General features: G+C 34.3%; 25 protein-coding genes. 21 read left to right on the top strand and 4 right to left on the bottom strand.

The annotated features are described in order from the left end of the window. Nucleotides 1-55 precede the first annotated feature (55 nt). The 6 genes from coxB (at nucleotide 56) to CAO17_RS09025 (ending at nucleotide 5571) form a co-directional block, all read left to right on the top strand. Nucleotides 56-1108, top strand: coding sequence for a cytochrome c oxidase subunit II (gene coxB / locus CAO17_RS09050; RefSeq protein ID WP_085992504.1), 1053 nt, complete (start codon nucleotides 56-58; stop codon nucleotides 1106-1108). Between the two features lie 48 nt (nucleotides 1109-1156). Further along, a complete protein-coding gene (ctaD, locus tag CAO17_RS09045; RefSeq protein ID WP_085992503.1) occupies nucleotides 1157-3013 on the top strand; it encodes a cytochrome c oxidase subunit I in 1857 nt (618 codons plus the stop codon). 1 nt (nucleotide 3014) lies between these two features. After that, complete coding sequence (locus CAO17_RS09040) at nucleotides 3015-3638, top strand: cytochrome (ubi)quinol oxidase subunit III (RefSeq protein ID WP_085992502.1); 624 nt, start codon at nucleotides 3015-3017, stop codon at nucleotides 3636-3638. Nucleotides 3639-3641: 3 nt separating this feature from the next. Further along, nucleotides 3642-3962: a cytochrome c oxidase subunit IVB gene (gene ctaF, locus CAO17_RS09035; protein ID WP_085992501.1), complete on the top strand. Its 321-nt coding sequence runs from the start codon at nucleotides 3642-3644 to the stop codon at nucleotides 3960-3962. A 197-nt stretch (nucleotides 3963-4159) separates the two neighbouring features. Further along, a complete protein-coding gene (gene ctaG, locus CAO17_RS09030) occupies nucleotides 4160-5071 on the top strand; it encodes a cytochrome c oxidase assembly factor CtaG (protein WP_085992500.1) in 912 nt (303 codons plus the stop codon). Between the two features lie 44 nt (nucleotides 5072-5115). Then, entirely contained in the window at nucleotides 5116-5571 is a 456-nt protein-coding gene (locus CAO17_RS09025) for a DUF420 domain-containing protein (protein ID WP_085992499.1), read from the top strand. 151 nt (nucleotides 5572-5722) lie between these two features. Here the strand turns inward: CAO17_RS09025 and CAO17_RS09020 are convergent, their stop codons facing one another. After that, nucleotides 5723-6088 (bottom strand): YugN family protein, encoded by a 366-nt coding sequence (locus CAO17_RS09020; protein WP_085992498.1) that lies wholly within the window; start codon nucleotides 6086-6088, stop codon nucleotides 5723-5725. Between the two features lie 171 nt (nucleotides 6089-6259). Here CAO17_RS09020 and CAO17_RS09015 point away from each other — a divergent pair, with 171 nt between their 5' ends. The 7 genes from CAO17_RS09015 to coaD all read left to right on the top strand — a co-directional run bounded on the left by CAO17_RS09015 (nucleotide 6260) and on the right by coaD (nucleotide 10494). After that, nucleotides 6260-7351, top strand: a complete 1092-nt coding sequence (locus CAO17_RS09015) for a CAP domain-containing protein (protein WP_245831813.1) — start codon at nucleotides 6260-6262, stop codon at nucleotides 7349-7351. A 298-nt stretch (nucleotides 7352-7649) separates the two neighbouring features. Then, nucleotides 7650-8045: a YlbD family protein gene (gene ylbD, locus CAO17_RS09010; RefSeq protein WP_085992496.1), complete on the top strand. Its 396-nt coding sequence runs from the start codon at nucleotides 7650-7652 to the stop codon at nucleotides 8043-8045. A 12-nt stretch (nucleotides 8046-8057) separates the two neighbouring features. Then, nucleotides 8058-8291: a YlbE-like family protein gene (locus CAO17_RS09005; RefSeq protein ID WP_085992495.1), complete on the top strand. Its 234-nt coding sequence runs from the start codon at nucleotides 8058-8060 to the stop codon at nucleotides 8289-8291. Nucleotides 8292-8356: 65 nt separating this feature from the next. After that, complete coding sequence (locus CAO17_RS09000) at nucleotides 8357-8788, top strand: YlbF/YmcA family competence regulator (RefSeq protein WP_085992494.1); 432 nt, start codon at nucleotides 8357-8359, stop codon at nucleotides 8786-8788. Between the two features lie 82 nt (nucleotides 8789-8870). Further along, the gene (locus CAO17_RS08995) at nucleotides 8871-9146 is read left to right on the top strand and encodes a YlbG family protein (protein WP_085992493.1); all 276 of its coding nucleotides are present in this window, start codon (nucleotides 8871-8873) and stop codon (nucleotides 9144-9146) included. A 290-nt stretch (nucleotides 9147-9436) separates the two neighbouring features. Further along, nucleotides 9437-9991, top strand: a complete 555-nt coding sequence (rsmD, locus tag CAO17_RS08990) for a 16S rRNA (guanine(966)-N(2))-methyltransferase RsmD (RefSeq protein ID WP_085992492.1) — start codon at nucleotides 9437-9439, stop codon at nucleotides 9989-9991. A gap of 14 nt (nucleotides 9992-10005) precedes the next feature. Further along, complete coding sequence (coaD, locus tag CAO17_RS08985) at nucleotides 10006-10494, top strand: pantetheine-phosphate adenylyltransferase (RefSeq protein ID WP_085992491.1); 489 nt, start codon at nucleotides 10006-10008, stop codon at nucleotides 10492-10494. Between the two features lie 192 nt (nucleotides 10495-10686). On the opposite strand, the gene ylbJ is transcribed toward coaD, so the two are convergent. Continuing rightward, nucleotides 10687-11907 carry a sporulation integral membrane protein YlbJ gene (gene ylbJ / locus CAO17_RS08980; RefSeq protein WP_085992490.1) on the bottom strand — a complete coding sequence of 407 codons (1221 nt, stop codon included), beginning with the start codon at nucleotides 11905-11907 and terminating at the stop codon, nucleotides 10687-10689. Nucleotides 11908-12348: 441 nt separating this feature from the next. Between ylbJ and CAO17_RS08975 the strand changes: the two genes are divergently transcribed. After that, entirely contained in the window at nucleotides 12349-13365 is a 1017-nt protein-coding gene (locus CAO17_RS08975; RefSeq protein ID WP_085992489.1) for a SepM family pheromone-processing serine protease, read from the top strand. Nucleotides 13366-13397: 32 nt separating this feature from the next. On the opposite strand, the gene CAO17_RS08970 is transcribed toward CAO17_RS08975, so the two are convergent. Then, nucleotides 13398-14618, bottom strand: a complete 1221-nt coding sequence (locus CAO17_RS08970) for a nucleotidyltransferase (protein WP_085992488.1) — start codon at nucleotides 14616-14618, stop codon at nucleotides 13398-13400. A gap of 247 nt (nucleotides 14619-14865) precedes the next feature. On the opposite strand from CAO17_RS08970, the gene CAO17_RS08965 reads away from it, so the two are divergent. The 4 genes from CAO17_RS08965 to CAO17_RS08950 all read left to right on the top strand — a co-directional run bounded on the left by CAO17_RS08965 (nucleotide 14866) and on the right by CAO17_RS08950 (nucleotide 17174). After that, complete coding sequence (locus CAO17_RS08965) at nucleotides 14866-15390, top strand: YceD family protein (protein WP_085992487.1); 525 nt, start codon at nucleotides 14866-14868, stop codon at nucleotides 15388-15390. Nucleotides 15391-15420: 30 nt separating this feature from the next. Continuing rightward, a complete protein-coding gene (rpmF, locus tag CAO17_RS08960; RefSeq protein WP_085992486.1) occupies nucleotides 15421-15594 on the top strand; it encodes a 50S ribosomal protein L32 in 174 nt (57 codons plus the stop codon). Between the two features lie 280 nt (nucleotides 15595-15874). Then, nucleotides 15875-16630 (top strand): enoyl-CoA hydratase/isomerase family protein, encoded by a 756-nt coding sequence (locus CAO17_RS08955; protein WP_085992485.1) that lies wholly within the window; start codon nucleotides 15875-15877, stop codon nucleotides 16628-16630. Nucleotides 16631-16697: 67 nt separating this feature from the next. Then, nucleotides 16698-17174: an RsfA family transcriptional regulator gene (locus tag CAO17_RS08950; protein WP_085992484.1), complete on the top strand. Its 477-nt coding sequence runs from the start codon at nucleotides 16698-16700 to the stop codon at nucleotides 17172-17174. 136 nt (nucleotides 17175-17310) lie between these two features. On the opposite strand, the gene CAO17_RS08945 is transcribed toward CAO17_RS08950, so the two are convergent. After that, nucleotides 17311-17802, bottom strand: a complete 492-nt coding sequence (locus CAO17_RS08945; protein ID WP_085992483.1) for an N-acetyltransferase — start codon at nucleotides 17800-17802, stop codon at nucleotides 17311-17313. A gap of 199 nt (nucleotides 17803-18001) precedes the next feature. On the opposite strand from CAO17_RS08945, the gene CAO17_RS08940 reads away from it, so the two are divergent. The 3 genes from CAO17_RS08940 (at nucleotide 18002) to mraZ (ending at nucleotide 20797) form a co-directional block, all read left to right on the top strand. Then, a complete protein-coding gene (locus CAO17_RS08940; protein ID WP_218775550.1) occupies nucleotides 18002-18430 on the top strand; it encodes a DUF3397 domain-containing protein in 429 nt (142 codons plus the stop codon). Nucleotides 18431-18540: 110 nt separating this feature from the next. After that, entirely contained in the window at nucleotides 18541-20157 is a 1617-nt protein-coding gene (bshC, locus tag CAO17_RS08935; protein ID WP_085992481.1) for a bacillithiol biosynthesis cysteine-adding enzyme BshC, read from the top strand. Between the two features lie 208 nt (nucleotides 20158-20365). Further along, nucleotides 20366-20797, top strand: a complete 432-nt coding sequence (mraZ, locus tag CAO17_RS08930) for a division/cell wall cluster transcriptional repressor MraZ (RefSeq protein ID WP_085992480.1) — start codon at nucleotides 20366-20368, stop codon at nucleotides 20795-20797. Nucleotides 20798-20826: the final 29 nt, after the last annotated feature.

Here is a 20826-nt window from a genome sequence, read left to right as displayed (position 1 = left end):
TTTATTTTTTTAAAATAGATAAAAAAACAAAAAGGAGAAAGAGAGGTATGAATACATGAGTCGTTGGATGGGAAAATTGAAAGCCTTGATAATGTTAGGCTTTGTATCACTTGTACTAGCTGCATGTGGTAAGGAGAATTTAACAGCTCTTGACCCTAAAGGGTATGGTGCGGAAGAGTCCATGGATATGATGATTCTTTCCACAATTATTATGGTAGCTGTGTTTCTTGTTGTTATGTTAGTATTCACAATTGCTCTTGTGCGTTTCCGCCAAAAGAAAGGGCAGGAAGATTATATTCCAAAACAAGTCGAGGGTAATCACACTTTAGAAATTGTTTGGACAGGAATACCTATTATCTTAGTTTTTGTAATGGCTATCCCTACTGTTATATCCGTGTTTGATTTGGCAGATACAACGGATGCTAGTAATTCATTAAATATTGAGGTAACAGGTAATCAATATTGGTGGCATTTTGATTATAAAGGCCAAGAAATACAAACAAGTCAGGATTTGTATATCCCTGTTGGTGAAAAAGTATACTTGGATATTAAGTCGAATGACGTTATACATTCATTCTGGGTTCCGACAATATCCGGAAAAATCGATGCTAACCCCGAAAATGTAAATACTATGTATATTGAGGCTTACGAAGAAGGGGTATATTGGGGTAAATGTGCTGAACTTTGTGGACCATCTCACTCATTGATGGATTTTAAAGTAGTAGTAGTTAGCCAAGAGGAATTTGATACTTGGGTAGAGGATATGAAAAATGTTGACCCAGAAGCTACGCCACAAGATGCAGTAGCACAAGAAGGAAAAGAACTTTTTGAAGCAAATAATTGTATGGGCTGTCATGCGATTGGATCTTCACCTGTTGCAACGGGTCCAAACTTAACTAACTATGCAAATCGTTCTACCGTTGCTGGTATTTTGGAACCAACGAAAGAAAACTTAGTAGATTGGTTAATGGATCCAGAGTCAATTAAACCAGGAAATCTAATGACTGGTAATTATCCAAACCTTTCTGAAGAAGAAGCAAATAGTATTGCAGAATATTTGATGCAATTAGACCATTCGGCAGTAAGTCCAGAAAGTGCCGGAAATTAGAAATATAAGTAGTTAATGGGATGAAAGAACAAAAGGGAGGTTAATGTCTTGAGTATTGAATCTACTCAGAATAAAGGCTTCGGTGCTATCTTGTGGGATTACTTAACGACAGTTGACCACAAAAAAATAGGGAATATGTATCTTGTAGCGGGTGCATTTTTCTTTATTCTTGGTGGTATAGAAGCTCTAATCATTCGTATTCAATTAATAAAACCAGAAAATGATTTTATCAGTGCTGGTTTGTACAATGAAATGATTACCATGCATGGTACAACAATGATATTCTTTGCAGCCATGCCAATGTTGCTAGGATTTATGAACGCTATTATGCCTCTACAAATAGGTGCGCGCGATGTTGCGTTTCCTTTTCTGAATGCATTGGGCTTTTGGCTATTCCTATTAGGTGGACTGCTAATGAACGTAAGTTGGTTTGTAGGTGGAGCACCTGATGCTGGTTGGACAGCATATGCCCCATTATCTGCTCAATCACCAGGACATGGTGTAGATTATTATGTAATGGGTCTTCAGCTTTCTGGTGCAGGGACATTAATGGGTGGTATTAATTTCCTTGTAACCATTGTTACGATGCGTGGACCAGGAATGACGTACATGCGTATGCCATTATTTACTTGGACCACTTTTGTAGCAAGTATATTAATTCTATTCGCATTCCCTGCATTAACTGTGGGTCTGTTTTTATTAATGTTTGACCGTATGTTCGGGTCTGCGTTTTTTGATATTACTTTAGGTGGTAACTCTGTTATCTGGCAACACTTGTTCTGGATATTTGGTCACCCTGAAGTATATATTTTAATATTACCGGCTTTTGGTATATTTAGTGAAATCTTTCCAGTATTTACGAAAAAACGTTTATTTGGTTACTCATCAATGGTGTTTGCAACATTCTTAATCGCATTCTTAGGATTCATGGTTTGGGCACACCATATGTTTACAGTAGGTCTAGGCCCTGTGGCAAACTCTATTTTTGCTGTAGGAACAATGGCTATTGCAGTACCAACTGGGATTAAAATATTTAACTGGTTGGCAACGATGTGGGGCGGTAGTATCCGCATGAGTGCATCCATGCTATGGGCATTAGGCTTTATTCCATCATTCACCATTGGGGGAATGACCGGGGTAATGCTAGGAGCAGCCAATGCTGACTTTCAGTACCATGATACGTACTTCGTTATTGCTCACTTCCACTATGTTATTGTTGGTGGGGTTGTATTTGGTATTTTAGCTGGATTCACATATTGGTGGCCAAAATTATTCGGTAAAGTTCTTAATGAAACATTGGGTAAAATTGCTTTTTGGTTGTTCTTTATTGGTTTCCATTTAACTTTTATGGTTCAGCACTTCCTAGGTCTAATGGGAATGCCACGTCGTTACTGGGTCTTCTTAGAAGGTCAACAATTAGATACTGGTAACTTAGTAAGTACAATTGGTGCTTTCGGTATGGCAGCAGGTACAATTGTCTTTGCTATTAACATCATTTATACACATGCTAAAAAAGAGAAAGCACCTAACGACCCTTGGGGAACTGGACGTACATTGGAATGGTCAATTTCTTCACCAGCTCCAGTATATAACTTTAAACAGTTGCCATTGGTTCGTGGCTTAGATCCATATTGGATTGAGAAGATGGATGGAAATGAAAAAATGACTCCGTCAGAGCCAGTTCAAGATATTCATATGCCTAATGGATCCATATTGCCTTTAATTATATCAATTGGGTTTACAATTGCTTCCTTTGGTTTTATTTATCAAGTGGATAATAAGACATGGTTAATCGTACTTTATCTTGGATTTGCAATTGCTTTATTAGCAATGCTTACTCGTTCATTGAAAGATGACCATGGCTATCATATTCATAAAGAAGACCTTGAAAAGGAGGCTGACTAATATGAGTCAAGATCATTCCTTGAATCCGGAAAATATTCATGAAGATCCGGCGAAAGCAACACAAGAGGGAAAGCATAAATTTCTAGGTTTATGGTTCTTCCTTGGTGGTGAAACAGTTTTATTTGCTTGTTTGTTTGCAACGTACCTATCATTAAAGGATTCGACTGCAGGCGGTCCTTCTACACAAGACCTGTATGGTTTAGAACTTGTATTTGTAATGACAGTTCTTTTGTTAACAAGTTCTCTAACAAGTGTATATGCTATTTATCATATGAAGAACAATAACTTCAAAAAGATGCAACTATGGCTAGGAATTACTGCTTTACTTGGTTTATCATTCCTTGCTTGTGAAATCTATGAATTTGCACACTATATTACAGACTATGGATTTACTTTCCGTTCTTCTGCATTTGGATCAGCATTCTACACTTTGGTTGGTTTCCATGGTGGTCACGTTGTCTTTGGTTTAAGCTGGTTAATGGCATTAATGGTTCGAAATGCAAAACGAGGTTTAAGTTTATATAACGCCCCTAAATTTAATACATTTGCTATTTACTGGCACTTTATTGATGTTGTCTGGGTATTTATTTTCACAGTAGTATACTTGATGGGGATGGTGAGTTAATTTATGACTAATAATACTAGTATCAATAAACTTAATTCCTTCAAGAAGCATGAGCAGAAGAAAGAGATGAAGCATCAACTTGTTTCTTTTGCGTTAATGATAATTTTTACATTAGTTGCTTTTCTCGTTGTAGGAGCGGGAATGGATAGAACATTTGTTATACCATTCATATTTATATTGGCTGTTGTGCAGGTAGGATTCCAATTCTATTATTTTATGCACATGAAAGATAAAGGACATGAAGTAGTTGCTGCTTTAATTTACGGCGGTATTTGGGTAGCCGTGATAACTGTATTAACATTTACAACCATTATTTGGTGGTAAAGAATAAGATAAAAAGATCGGGAGTGCTTCCCGGTCTTTTTTCTAATTACATAGATGTGTGTGTGGATGACAATAGGTAGTGCATAGTGTCAGAGAAATATTGAATATTTTGTTTTAATATCGTCACAATATAATTCGATTTACACCGTATTTATATTGTATAATTAAGATAAATCCATTTATTGGAGTGAGTAAAGATGTGGCTAGAGTTACAAATATTTGGTTTTCGGGCTTTGTGGAGTCCTTTCTTTTTCATATTTCTTTTATGTATTGCCTTATCATATTATTTAATTACAGGTCCAATGCGTAAAAAATTTACGGACAATCCATCTCCAAGCGCTGGTCAGCAATTTTCTTTTTATTTAGGTATCGTTTTAATTTATATTGCAAAAGGGTCACCGGTAGATTTACTATCTCATATTATGTTAACCGCACACATGACACAAATGGCGGTCTACTTAATTATTACACCGATCCTACTAATTAAAGGATTACCAGTATGGATTTGGAAAAAAATCCTTTATACACCAATAATAGGTAAGATTACTTTATTCTTAACAAAGCCTGTTATTTCTTTATTGTTATTCAATGGTTTATTTAGTTTGTACCACATTCCTGTCGTGTTTAATTTTACGAAATCGTCACCTGTAGTCCATAGTGTTATACATGTGATATTATTCCTAGCAGCATTTATTATGTGGCTTCCGCAATTAGCACCTGTAAAAGAAGTAGATAGATTAAAACCATTATTAAAGATAGGCTATATTTTCTCTAATAGTGTGCTAATTACCCCTGCATGTGTTCTCATTATATTTGCATCTGACCCTTTGTATGCTGCATATACACAAGAAGGTGCTTGGCTAACAGCTTTAAGTTTATGCGTACCGAATACTGTGTTAAATGGAATTGCGCCTGCATTATCTGGACCAGAAATGTTTTCTCCTCTTAGCTTAATGAGAGACCAGCAATGGGGCGGTATTATTATGAAGGTTATTCAGGAAATTGCATATGGTTCAGTTCTAACTTCAATAATTTATAAATGGTTTAAGGATGAGGGGGCGAAAGTAGATCCTTTGCCTAATACAACTACTACAGTTGACACGCATTAATCAAAATGGATAGAGTAATATGCTAGAAAGGAATTGTTTAACTCATGTATTTTTTACCAACATTAAGTACTTTTTTTATTCTAGTAAGTGCCATTTTAGTGGCAATAGGGTGGAGGTTTATTACAAAAGGACAAGAAAAAGCGCATAAGAAAACGATGATATTAGCAGCTATAAGTGCATTGATATTCTTTACCATTTATATATCACGCACAGTATTTATTGGAAGCACAAGCTTTGGAGGTCCGGAAGAATTAAAAGTTTATTATACTATTTTTCTGATTTTCCATATTATATTGGCAACTACTGGAGCAATTTTTGGGGTCATTACACTTATCCTTGCTTTTAAACGTAAAATTAAGATTCACAGAAAATGGGGACCTGTAACAGCAATTATTTGGTTTTTCTCTGCAGGTACAGGAATTATGGTATATCTATTTTTATATGTGTTATTTGATGTTGGAGAAACAACCAACTTATTCCGTGCGGTTTGGGGCTTCTAACTAGGTATGCTTAATGTTTAACTTGTTGTTTTTTCCATTTTTCATATTAGAAAAATGAGGGTTATAGAGCAGCTTTTTGGCGTACAATTTAGGTTGGCAAGATGAAGAAAGAATATAAAAGGTGTGAACAAAATGTTCACACCTTTTTTTACTATTTTTTATATGGAGCAAGTTCATCAGCTACTTTTGTTAGTAGTGTTTTTGCTCGCTCAACAAGATCTTTTGGAAACTGTTCTTCTTCTCCGTATTCTACCCCGTGAGGATAATAATGTTTACCTAGTAGAGGAGTTAGTAATTTGATAACTGCATTACCGCTATCTACATCACCTTCAAGTGCATGGCCTTGGATACGAATATAATATGTAATATTCTTTTCATTTGATGCAACTTTATAGTCGTAGGTTACTCTTTCATAGTCCCATTGACCTGCACGAATGAAAGCATGTTTCCCCGTCAGATGGTCAAGTGGTTTTAAGTCTACAATTGTGTCATCAATTCCTGTGTTTTCTATTCTCATTTTTTCTCACCTCGCTATTTGTCCTCATTAACTTATAATAGTACGAAAACGCTTCAGATGCAATTGAAAATATTTGTACTAATATAAATATACCATTTTATAAATGATTTACCATTTTTCTTTGGTGAAATGATAGGTAAACGAGTATTTCTCCTCTTTTCGTTACATAGAATGGATTATATTAATGTAGAGAAGGGGAATCGTATGATGCGGTTTATTCGAAGCATAGTGATACTTACTGTCATTGCTTTGTCTATTTTCTACTTCACGGAACAACAGAATTTTATGGCTAATGAAGAGGAATTAATACAAGTTAATCGTTCGCTAAAAGAAAAGAGCAATCTCCTTGAAATAAAGTCAGTTCCAGTTATATCCGAGGAAATTGATTTGTTTGAATGTATTGGCCAATCTAATGAGTTACTATTAGAACGGCTTGGAGAACCATTACGGAAAGATCCGAGCGCATATAAATATGAATGGTGGATATACAAACAATCAAAGGGTTATTTACAATTTGGGATATTAAATAATGAAATTGTAACTGTATTTGGAACAGGAATGGAGATGAATGGTAAACCACTACAAATTGGACAGATGTATGATGAACTAGATGAGGAATTCTCATTTGAGGATGAAGTCACCTACAGAGAGGGTTTATCTTCGTATACTTTTCGATTAACCAAGGAAGATTTAATGATGCGACCGTTAATGAAGGTTTCTGAAAATGTTTTTGCACAGCTATATTTTGATACCATTACTAAGAAGCTTTCTTCTATTCGTGTTTTATCTGCAGACATATTATTAATGCATCGTCCATATGAAATTGTTTATCGTGGAGATCTTCCCCAAAAACCAGATTTGACGGAATCGGAATGGAAAAATGTTGAAAAAGGAATGGAACAGCAAGTATTTGATTTAACCAACGTAATTCGAAAGCGACATAATATACCAATATTGGAATGGGAAGAAACGGTTAGTGGGGTTGCATTTAATCATAGCAAGGATATGGCCAAAAACAACTATTTTTCACATTATAAGTTAAATGGGGATGGCCTAAAGGAAAGGTTAGCAACAAAGGATGTATTTTATGTATCTGCAGGAGAAAATATAGCAGCCCAGTATACGGATGCACCAGCTGCAATAGAGGGTTGGCTAAATAGTGAAAGTCATCGTGAAGCCTTATTGAATAAAGAGTATACACATTTAGGTGTTGGCGTGTATCGACTTTATTATACACAAAATTTCCTAGAACAACCATATTAGAGGTGACTCTAAAACTTCGGATAAAATGAATCATCGATCAATGACGGTTTCCTTTCATCCCCCGCTGAAACAAAGGAACAAAGGCTAAAGTCGCAACGCCTCCTGAAATTTACGTTCTGTAGAACCTAACGATTCAGGTTTTAGGGGCAGTTTCCCCCCCACCTAAATTTTCATTGGAAGTGGGACATGTGGTGAATTCAAAAAAGGCTATGAATATGATTCGGTATGTGTCAAAAGCACAGAAACGATACATTCGCATAAATTATATAGTAGAAAGGACTGTAATGGAGGTGAAAAGATGAAGGAACAAGAGTTACATCCTTCAATTGTGTCATTCAAACATTTTGTTAATAATCATCCAGCATTACTTCGTGAGCTCCGTAAAAGTGGTAGATCTTGGCAGGAATATTATGAAAAGTGGGCCTTGTTAGGTGAAGACGACCCATATTGGGATCAATTTATGGAGAAGTCGGAGTCTACTAAACATACGGAAACAAAATCAAATGAGAAAAATTTTGAACTGATAAGCCAAATTATGAAATTAACCGAGAATATAGATATAAATAAAATCCAGGGACAGGTTTCAAATTTAAGTAAGACGATTGGGACGGTTCAAGAGCTTGTGAATCAATTTCAGGAATCGAAGCAGGAGAAATCAAGGGAACCGCATCCATTTGATTGGTTCCATGATTAAAAGGAGGATTACATGGAACAAAGCGTGTACCAATATTTATATAATCGTCCAGACTTAGTTAATTTTGTCCGTCAACATCCGATCTGGTATCGTTACTTAACAAGGGATCCCAATGTTTTAGCTGAAATGGAAAAAGAAGCAAAAGTATTTTATGGTAAAACCCTTCCACAGAAATTAGAGAGAATAGGAAATAATGTACAAATGCTTCAAATGCTAATACAATTTGCTGGTGCTATGAAGGATTAACATATCAAGGCAATATGTTTTCATTATATATAATAAATGCTAAAATAAGTGTGGGAGGTGTTTTGATGATAGCAACTTTGGAATATGTTGAAATTCTAGACCATTCTGAAAAACTGGGAAAAATGGTTAAGGAATCTGAGGTCTATGAAGATTATAAGGAATCACGGATTGCCATGAATAATGATGAAGAAGCACAACAGCTTATTAAAGCCTTTAACAATATGAAAAGTCATTATGACGATATTCAGCGTTTTGGCAGATATCACCCGGACTATAATGAAATAATGAAAAAGGTTAGATCGACGAAACGCGAAATGGATATGAATGAAAAAGTTGCATTATATAAAATTGCCGAACGCAAGCTTCAGAATTTGTTAGATGAAATAAGTCAATATGTAGTTAATAGTGTAAGTGATAATATCAAAGCACCTAAAGATGGGGCAGCATTAACAGATACTGGCTGCGGACATGGCGGAGCTTGTGGCTGTGCATCATAAAAGCTCAACTAACCTTCAAAACTCTGAGGGTTAGTTGGTTCATTTATAATATACATAAAATTAACTTAGTGAGGAATATCGAATGAGAACGGAGAGACAAGGATTAGTTGTATGGTTTCATCAAATGAAAAATTTAAAACAAATTAAACGTTTTGGTCATTTAATATATGCATCTAAGAAGTTGAAATATGCAATTATTTATGTTAACCAAGTAGATATTGACCATATAAAAACTAGATTGTTAAAGCTTCCTTTTGTATCGAAAGTAGAAAAATCATATAAACCCTATATCCGTACAGATTTTGAAAATGCAAAGCCAGACAAGGCGAAGCAATATGACTATAAAATGGGGATATAATTATAAAGTAGAAAAAAATAAACCTGCAGAAATACTTCTGCAGGTCCCTTTGTTTTTTCTAAGAAAAACAAATAGGCAAAGGGAGAGGAGAAACCGGAGGAAGAACTTATGGGGAAGTTTAAGTCTTCTCCGTGTTTTGAAACAACCAAGTTAACTAGTTGAATCATTAATTATTATGGACAGGGTTTTCTTTATTATACCTATAAAATATAAATTCTTTTGAATATAGTTTTCAGCACGTTTATTTTATGATAGGATATAGGGCGAATAGTTGTAATAGAGGTGAACACATGCGGGTCATTGCAGGAAAATTTAAAGGTAGACAATTAAAAGCAGTCCCAGGTAAGACAACAAGGCCAACAACAGATAAAGTAAAGGAATCCATATACCAAATGCTTGGTCCATATTTTGATGATGGAATGGTTCTCGATTTATTTGCCGGAAGTGGATCTTTAGGTATTGAAGCTATAAGCAGAGGAATGTCCAGTGGGGTGTTTGTGGATAAGAATCCTAAAGCAATACATACAATAAAAGAGAATATTCGTTTACTTAAATTACAAGAACATGTCGAGATATTCCGTGCAGATGCTTTCCGTGCATTAAAAGCTGCTGCAAAGAGAAAACTAAAATTCAATTTAATTCTTCTGGACCCACCATATAAAAAGGTCGATTATCAGAAATTATTAAAATACATTATAGAATATGAGCTAATTGAGGAAAATGGTCTTATTTACTGTGAGCATGATCCACAGGAAAGTTTAATTCATGATGATTCTCCATTACAACTGATTAAACAGGATTATTATGGTAGAACAATAGGAATTACCATATATAAAAAGAATTAAAAGGGAGTTAAAATATGGGAAAATTGGCGATTTGCCCTGGTAGCTTTGATCCGATAACAAATGGTCATCTAGATATTATTGAACGTGCATCTAAAATTTTTGATCGAGTAATAGTTGCTATTTTTAACAATCAAGCAAAGACATCCTTGTTTTCTGTAGAGGAAAGAATTAGGTTAATAAAGGAATCTACTAAGCATTTGCCTAATATTTTAACAGATTCATCTGATTATTTATTAATGGATTATGCAGCGGAGAAAAATGCTGATGCAGTTATTCGGGGGTTACGTGCAGTAAGCGATTTTGAATATGAAATGCAAATCACCTCCATGAACAGAAAACTAAACCCTGAGGTTGAAACATTGTTTATGATGACAAACAATCAATATTCTTTTTTAAGTTCAAGCATGGTGAAAGAAATTGCGAAGTATGATGGGGATATTTTTGGATTAGTTCCAGAGGTAGTACATAGCGCATTGCGTGAAAAATATCGTCATATTAAATAAGGGCTTTGTGAAAAAAATGTTTTGGCTCTTCATTATGTTCATTAATTAAACATGAAAATTGATGTTTACATACTGCTACGAATAGTGGTTGCTTGTTGCGAAAGTCAATGTGTACTAAATTTTGTCATATAATCCAACTAATACGTAGAAAAAACAAAATAAACGATAAAAGCCTGAAGGAACAATGCTGCATTATTTCCATGCAGCATTGTTCCTTTTACGTCTTTTCCATAATATCCATGCAGCAATTCCTAAAAAGCTTATTGTTATAATTGGACCAAAGTCTTTTATGATTTCTGATATTGTGACCCAAATGCTTTCTGTTGGAGTTGCCGTTACTGGCATGTCATTAGGGTCCAACGTTTTTTTATCTATATATAAAGGTTTGTAAAGGATAATGGTTAAAAAACTGGCTATCATTCCATGTAATATACGCGCAAAGAAATATGGATAAAAGCGGATATCTGTTTTTGCTAAAATACTAGCAACCTGTGCTTGTACGGAAAAGCCATTAAAGCCTAGGATAAAGCTAATTAAAATAGCTTGTTGTAATAATGAATCCGTTCCAATTTTGGAAATCATATCCGCACCTATTGTTATTTCAAATAGTCCCGAAAAGAATGGTAAAGCATAATCTGTTGGAAATGATAGTATGATGAGGATTAATTCGAAAAACGTCGCTATTATTTCTGATACACCAACCAAGAATAATATTTTAATTAATACAGAAAATAGAACAATAAATCCACCTACCATAACCAATGTTTTAATGGAATTAAGCACAGCATCACCTAGAATTTCACCAAAAGGTCGTTGATCTTGTAATTGTGTTTCATGCATTTCGTAAAATGCCCTTTTTAGAGAAACCTTTTTCTTTTTATCCTTTGGTTTCATTTCTTCTTTTCTACCGTAAAAACGCATACTAATTCCTACTAAAGCATTACCTAGATAATGACAAGTTGCTAATAATATACCTAATTTGGCGTCGTGAAAAAAACCGACAGAAATGGCCCCAAAGATAAATAGGGGACTGGAGTTATTGGTAAAGGAAACAAGTCTTTCGGCTTCAATTTTGGTTAATTGATTTTCCTCTCTTAGACGGGAGGCAATTTTTGCTCCAGTTGGATAACCACTCGCCATTCCCATCATCCATCCAAAACTTCCCACCCCTGGTATATTAAAAAGAGGTCGCATAACAGGTTCAAATAATACACCGATAAATTTAACAACTCCAAATGAGAGTAATAGTTCTGCCGTTATAAAGAAAGGTAGTAGGGATGGAAAAACGACTTCCCACCAGAGATTCAATCCGCGAATACTAGCTTCTAGTGCTGGATCGGGAAATTTTATCAGTGATATCGTTATAAAAATCGTAGTACATGAGAAAATAAGTGTTTTTAAGATTGATTTCAATAGGATGCCCTCCAAGCTTGTAGTGTTTCATGTGTGCGGAATGAAAATAGACATTTCACTTTGTTATATCAAGTTTACGTATTTAAAAATGGTTAGTTCTAATGATGGAATAATGGTCTACAGAATAAAACATTCAAACTACCTTCCACGGTTAGGTTTAATAGATTATAATCTGCACTTGTCGTGGGAACATCGAACCACCCACATGGCAGGAAGCAGTCCTTACATCGTTGTACGGACGCTTATGCTTTTGTTCTGTACATCTAAGTTGGTTAGTAGTAGAATAATTTTATCTAAGGAAAGAGAGATACAGGCTCTAAAGTTTGTACAAGTCTATATCAATATACGCACATACATACCTTATTTATGCCATACACTTTTATAAAGATTTTCTTTTATTGTTAATGGTGTGTATGAAATGGAAGGGGACAAACTAGACGTATGAACTTCTCTAGAAAAAATATTATATATTTAATAATTGTTGTAGTCTTGGCTTATTTTTTAGCATCCTATCAGCTACCTTACTACATACAAAGACCTGGTGGAGCGGATGCATTAGATCCAATTGTAAATGTGAGTGGAGGTCATTCAAGTGAGGGTGATATGCACCTTGTTACCGTAAGTGGTATACAGGCTACGCCCATTCAGTATGCACTGGCAAAGATATTACCGCATAATGAAATTTTACCTTTAGAAGAGGTCTTTCCAGAGGGTATTTCCCAAAAGGAATATATGGAAGCACAACTTCAAGTGATGGAAAATTCTCAAGAGGCAGCGACTGTTGTGGCATTTGAAGCATCAAATAGTGAAATCACCATTGATTATAATGGAGTATATGTTGTTTCTGTGCTAAAGGGGATGCCAGCTGATGGAATTCTTCAAACTGGCGATCGAATTATAGGAATTGATGGGACCCAAATTGAACAAGCGGATGATCTAATTAATTATGTAGACAAGAAAGAAGCTAATGATGTTATAACATTGGAAGTTGTTCGAGATGAACAGCACCTAACAAAAGATATAATGTTAGAAGAATTTGATAGTATGAATGGAAAAGTTGGAGTTGGTATCAGTTTGGTCACGGATAGAGACGTGACAGTTGAACCATCAGTAGAATTCTCGAGCGGAAATATTGGTGGTCCTAGTGCAGGACTTATGTTTTCTCTGGAAATATTCGATCAGCTTACCGGTGGAGATTTAACAAAGGGATATCAAATTGCAGGTACTGGTGAAATTGATTATAACGGTAATGTATATCGAATAGGTGGTATTGATAAGAAAGTGGTAGCAGCAGATAGGGAGGGAATTGATATATTCTTTGCTCCAAATGAAGGTGGTGCAGAGGGATCAAATTATGAGATTGCAGTGCAAACAGCAGAACAAATTAATACAGATATGAAGATTATACCAGTAGATACCTTCGATGAAGCATTGGAGTATCTCCAAGAATTGCCTTAATAGAAGCTAGACTAGTTCTTAATATAGCTAGTCTAGCTTCTATTTCTAATAATCGGGACTCTTAATTCTTGCTGGAATAGCTTATGTCTTATTCTTGGATCGAGTATACTATAATATGCTTGGGTTGCTCTTTCCTCGATTTGTAACATTGGATTTTTATCCCGATTAAAGCCAAAGACGATTGGGATGGATATATCTTTCTTTTTACTATTAAGGTATGCTTGTCCACGTTTCGTTAGGCCTAATATTCGAATATAAGGGATAGTGTATGGATTCGTAAAAGACGCGATTTCACTTTTCTTTGTATTAGTGAGAATATGGATAAACATTCGTTGAATTCTCGTCCACGTGTACCGTTTTGTTTTAATTAATTCAACCCATTCATGAAAAGTAGTGGCTTTTTTTGCTGTTTTTTTCAAGCGATGCTCAATACCTTCGTTTATTCCATGTATATTCTTAAGTTCGTCTAAACTCATGGTCATTACCCGATAATGAAGAAGCTGAAAATAATACTCCCAATTATGCCATTTTCCTGTTAAGCTTTTATAATCCGATAATTGATAATGACTTTTTTCTGGTATCGTAGCTTTTATAGCTTCTGTTATTTGATTTTCCTCAAATAATTTCTTCCTGATACTTGTAGCACTTGCAATTTTATCTGTTATCATTTTGTCATGAAAGTTATTTTTTGTACGACTAATTGTTAATGGCTCGATAGGTAATTGGTGTTCTAAAATAGTTTTTACATAACTAAACCCAAGGATGTTGTTTGGTAGAGTGAGGTCTAGTTCCTTAGTTGATAAACCGATGTTCTCATAAGCTATTCGGCTGGCTTCAGGAAATGACAGACCTTTTGTTAAGCCTGACTTCAATATTTCACGATAGATGGGTTCTTTTTCTTTATAGTTTTCATAGCTTTTTATAAAGAAGGATATCCTACCTGACTCACTACCAAAACAAATGCTAGAAACACCAATCTGATGAAGGGTTAAGACAGATCCTGCAGCAAATATATCACTGTTTTGAACAGCATAAACAAACGGTAGCTCTATAACAATATCTATTCCTGAATCTAATGCAGCCTTCGTACGATGAAATTTATCAATAATTGCGGGTTCTCCGCGCTGTAGAAAGGAACCACTCATGATAGCAATGGTACAATCTGCATTTGCAGTCTTCTTTGCTTCTTGAATATGGTAGGAATGGCCATTATGAAAGGGGTTGTATTCCACGATAAGACCACATGCTTTCATATCTTCAACTCCTGTTATTTTTTGGTAATCATTGTATCAAAAAAACGTCTCTATCGCACCTTGTGTGATAAATAAAGATGATTTAAGCTATTATTTTGTGATTTGACTTGAATAATAGAAAAAATCAATATAATCTTATGATTACAAGGTATATAGATAGGGAATAATAGTTGATGTGTAAAGAAAACATATTGACAAAAGTCTTTTTTTCTTTTAAAATTACTCTTGTTGCCTTGGGGTGAAAATAATGAAGTTTACTTTAGCTGAAATTAGAAAATATGCTAATCATGAAGCTTTACATTTTGATGATTATGTGGATGTTACCGAACTTGAGTCGATGAATAATGATATACGCAAGATAGAGCCTGTACATGTTCATGGACAATGTACGCAAAGAGGAGAACAATATTTTTTCTCCTTTACCATGAAAGGTAAAGTAATCTTACCTGATGCACGTACGTTAGTGGATGTTCCTTATCCATTTACTATTAAAGCGAAAGAGGTTTTTACAACCTCCCTTTATATGACATCAGAGGACGAAGAACAGGAAATACATCCAGTTGATGGGGATACCATTGATTTAACCCCGTACATAAAGGAGAATATCTTATTAGAATTACCTTTCCGGGTAATATCTGACCAAGAAGCAGAAGATGCTCCTTTTAGTGGTGAAGGATGGGAATTTCTCTCTGAAGAACAAAAGAAAAGTAAGGTTGATCCACGTCTTCAAAAATTGCAATCATTACTTGATAAAAAACCGAAAGAAGATTAATTTTTCTTTCCTTTAAAGGAGGTGTAAGTCATGGCAGTACCTAAAAGAAGAACGTCTAAAAAAGTGAAAAATCAACGTCGTACTCATAAAAAATTACACGTACCTGGCATGGTAGAATGTTCAAACTGTGGTGAATTAGCAAAGCCACACCATGTTTGCAAATCTTGCGGACACTATGATGGAAAAGAAGTAGTGAATAACTAATCAGTTACTAGCTAATTTCTTTCATAAAAACAGATCACGATGAAGTGGTCTGTTTTTTTATGCCTTTTTATTCCTTCTAATTGGTATACGTATTGCGGAAATAAAGTTTGTGTTAAGCTATATTTAATAGTTGGCCGTAGCAATGCCAACAGGGAATCAACTCATAAAAAATGAACATGCCTCAAATTAGTTCCCAAATCATCAATTTTGCAAGGAATTAACAATATATGTAAAGAGTGACTAATAAATATGAATAATAAAATTATAGGGGAGATTGTCTATGTTGGTAGAATATCGTAAAAGTGAGAAGGGGTATGGGTCCATTTTGATTAATAGACCAAATAAGCGAAATGCTATTTCAGAAGATATGATTCCATTATTTCATAAATATCTTAATCTTGCTAAACAGGATCAACTGAATTTTTTAGTGATTACCTCCACTGGTTCAAACATGTTTTGTTCAGGAGGAGATTTAACATTTTTACATAGTGATTTATCAAAAACTGAATCCTTCGAAAGGTTAAATTTAATGAAAGAAGTATTATATAAAATTGCAACCTTTCCGGTTCCAGTAATAGCAGTATTAAATGGGGGTGCATTAGGTGGCGGATGTGAATTAGCCACTGCCTGTGATGTGCGAGTAGCTAAAGAAGGTACAAAATTTGGTTTTGTTCAATCCAATCTCGGAATTCTTCCTGGTTGGGGTGGTGGGGTGCTACTATATGAAAAAGTTCACCCGACTTTTGCTTTTCAGTGGTTAATGGAAGGTGAAATCATAGATGCAAAGGAATTAGAAAAAAAAGGGTGGGTGAATAGAATAGTTCCAGAAGTGGATTCTTATCATTTAGAAGAGATACTTAGAAGGTATATATCAAAATCCCATACTCAAATGAAAATACTTAAAAAACAATATATAAAAAATAGGAAGAACACTAACCTATATCATCAAATGACGGAAGAAGTACTAAATACTACTAGACTATGGGGGTCAAAAGAACATAAATTAGCTGTTCGAAAATTTTTATCGCGAAAATAAGCAAAAGAAATTATTCTAGCACTCCTACTTTTTGCATACATTGATAGCAGAGAGAAGGAGGGGTGTTATGAACGAGACGCGTCAGGATGCTTGGACGAAGGATGAGGATATTATTCTAGCTGAAACAGTACTAAGATATATTAGAGAAGGAAAAACTCAATTAGAGGCTTTTCGAGAAGTTGCAGCACAATTATCCCGAACCCCAGCAGCATGCGGCTTTAGATGGAATGCTACAATTCGTAAGCAATATCAAGATGCAATAGAATTGGCAAAAGAGGAAAGAAAACAAGGAGCCAGGAAAGATGTTTGGAAGCTTGTTAAAACGGATTATGAAGAAAAAGACACTATTGAATCTGCTATTACATTATTAGAAAAAATGAAATCACAATTCAAGAAAGAAAATAGCTTAACGAAAGAAGAACATAATAAAATAGTTGCCAAATTAGAACAAGAAAATAAACAATTAAAAGAATCCCTACAGCATTATGAAAACGCCTGGGAAGAAATGCGAAAGTTATGGGAATGGGTCAAGTCTAGTAAATAGTATGGATTTAAATGATGATTGTTTTATTTGGAAATTAGGAATATATTGGAATGGAAACATAAAAGACATGAATAGAGTCATATTCATGTCTTTTTAAATACGCGACGTGCGCGCTCTTACTTTATATATATTTAAATTAAGAATAGTGTTGTTCCATTTCTTTTTCTTTTACCCCTGATGGTAACCATATTAGTGGGTTTTCCCCTAGGTCACGTTGCATATCATATTGTGCTTTTTGAAATCCCATTTTTTCCCAAAAACGATGAGAATTAACTAATGGATTGGTTTTAATGGGTAAGTTATATTTTTTTGCAAACTCTACCAAAGCTTGTCCGAAACCTTTGTAACGATAGTCAGGTAAAACTTCTAGTTTCCATAAAGCTAGATAATCTTGTGGGGGTTCAAAATAATAATCATATTCCTTTTTCACTTCATATAAACACATTCTCGCTACTAAGTTATTACCATAATAAATACCGTAAAACGGTGATTCACTATTATTTTCAACCATATTATTTTGTAACTCTTCAAACATAGATAATTCTTGATGCCCATATTGTCTAAAGTGTTTAAACATTTCTAGTGTTTTATAATTGATTAATAAACGTTCCACCTTAACGTTTTTCATGTAATCACTCTCCTTGTTGTATGCGTTTACTAATGAAGCTGCTTATTGTTGTTGTTTCATAATAAAAGAATTTTATTTAATTATATTATAATATAAATATAACAATTTTAAAATAAAAGAAACAATAAGAATATTAATTAAATAGTCATTTACTAAAGCTAATTTTTACACAATTTGGTACAATGTATAATTGAATAGTGTGGATGAGTTAAAGAAAAGTAATGGTGAAGGGGTTAAAAAGTTAAGGATGATTAATTTTATTGTATATATCATAGCCTTTTTTATAACAGTACCAATCATTGCAACGATATTTACGTTTATTTTATTTTTGAAGTTATGTCGCTCCAAGAAAAGGGCTCTACATAAAAGTATCAATTGGACAATTATATTTTATATTATAGCGGTGATGATTCTTATCCAGGTTATTTTCCAAATAGACTCATTTGGTTATATATTGGTAGTACTGCTTACTATTTTAACCATTATCATCTTGGCGCAATGGAAGAAAAATACAGAAATTGAATTTAAAAAAGCATTTCGATTACTATGGCGTGTATGCTTTTTACTATTTTTATTTTTGTACCTCTCCTTGTTAATCTTTGGACTAATTATGCAGATAGTATCGTAAAAAAATAGAAATCTATTTCTTTTTAAACCCAAACAGAATAAATGAAATTGCGGATGCTTTTATGTAAAATGTTATATGGACTACTAAAGTAAAAGGGGCATGAATAAAAAATGCGGATCGAACCTATACCGTTACATAATCAAACACAACTTGTGAAGGATTATCGGTTAATGAAAGAAAACATAATAAAATATTTTGATTATAAACCTTTTGGACAATTTAAAGATAGGATGAAAGATTTACAAGAACGGACTTTTAATCGGTTCCAATTAACGAATGTTTTAGAAGAAATGAATAATGAATGGAATGCTCCCGATGAAACGATTCATAATATAGAACGGTTAAAAAATAAGGACAGTGTGGTTGTAATAGGCGGTCAGCAGGCAGGCCTGTTAACTGGTCCGTTATATACTATAAATAAAGTTATTTCCATTGTAAAGTTAGCTAAGCAACAGGAATCTGAACTTGGTATACCGGTTATCCCTGTATTCTGGATTGCTGGGGAGGATCATGATTTTGATGAAATAAATCATATCTTTCTAAGAGCAAAGTCGCGTATGAAGAAATATAAAATTGGACAACAGGTTACAGTGAAAAATTCTGTATCTAATATTGAGTTAAATGATGAAGAAGCTGTTCATTGGCTTAACCTTCTATTTAAGGAATTAGAAGAAACAAATATTACGAGGGAGCTATATACCTCCATTAAAGATAGTTTGGCGAAATCAAGAACATATACTGATTTTTTTGCGCATCTTCTGTTCAAGTTATTCCCTCAAGAAGGTTTAGTATTAATTGATTCAGCACATCGTGAGGTTAGGAAACTAGAGAGCTCTCACTTTGCAGAAATTATAGATAAACAGCATGAGATTAGTATGGGGGTTTCCAATCAATTAGATGGACTTGCTAAAGAAGGTTATGACATATCATTGGAAGCTAGTGGTGATGATGCCCATCTTTTTTATCAAAATGGTGATGAACGAATCTTACTTATACGCAATAGTGATGGAAGTTGGGTTGGTAAAAACAATGAGGTAGTTTTTTCTACTAAAGAATTATTACAAATTGCAGAGGAAAGTCCAGAGCGATTAAGTAATAACGTAGTAACTCGTCCATTAATGCAGGAGTTATTATTTCCTACCTTGGCATTTATTGCTGGTCCAGGGGAAATAAGCTATTGGGCTGCTTTAAAACCTGTATTTAAAAACGTTGATATAAAAATGCCACCAGTTGTTCCGCGTCTGTCTTTTACCTACATTGATCGTAAAGTCAGTAAGTCTTTAAATCAATTTGATCTTACGGCAGAATTTATTGTGAATAATGGGGTGGATTTATTTCGGGAAGAATGGTTCGACTCTAAAACAGAACCATCTATTCATGAATTAATTATAGAATTGAAACAAACAATTAAAGAGGCGCACAAGCCTGTAGAAGGTCTTGCGAAAACCATTCGTTCAGATATAGGAGAATTAGCCAATAAAAATCTATTTTATTTACATAAACATGTGGATTTTTTAGAGAAAAGGATGATAAAAGCAGTTCAAGAAAAGCATGAGAAAGAATTATCGGATTTAGAGAATATTGGTATTTGTCTTCATCCAGAAGGACTTCAGGAGCGGGTGTGGAATCCACTACCATTTATTAATAAATATGGTTTTCACACTATTCGAGAATTAATGAAGGAGCCCTGTTCTTTTGAAAAAGATCATTATCTCGTATTTTTGTAGGTGAATTTGGGAAAGTTTCCCCACTCTCCACCACATTATCATTTACATGATTAAAAAAGCTGTTATCCCATTGAGGATACAGCTTTTTTTAATGCTCTAAAAAAATGGAATGTTAGTTGATTTTACAGAAATTAATTTTTTTGGGGTTAAATGTGGTGAAGAGTGGTAGGATGTGGTAATATAAAAATATGAAAGTGGGGCGTATTATATGTTCATGGGTGAATTCCAACATAACTTGGATTCTAAAGGTAGAATTATTGTCCCCTCCAAGTTTCGCGATGATCTTGGAGAAATGTTTGTTGTCACCCGTGGGCTTGATAAATGTTTATTCGCCTATCCAATGGAAGAGTGGAAAATACTAGAACATAAACTAAAGAAACTCCCACTAACTAAAAAAGATGCTAGAGCGTTTACTCGATTTTTCTTTTCAGGTGCTGTCGAATGCGAAATTGATAAACAGGGAAGAATAAACATTCCGCAAACATTACGCAAATATGCTGGACTTGAAAAAGAATGTGTAGTGATAGGTGTGTCCAATCGAATTGAGTTTTGGGCAAATGATAATTGGGAAGAATATGTATCGGAATCCGAAGAATCATTTGCAGAAATTGCAGAAAATCTAATGGACTTTGATATTTAAGTTAGCTCTAGAAATGAAAAAAAGTGGGT

The sequence above is a fragment of the Oceanobacillus senegalensis genome (genome assembly GCF_900176885.1).
Lineage (GTDB): Bacteria > Bacillota > Bacilli > Bacillales > Amphibacillaceae > Oceanobacillus > Oceanobacillus senegalensis.
The sequence above is the reverse complement of the archived record's forward strand: the minus strand, read 5'-3'. Positions and strand labels throughout refer to the sequence as shown.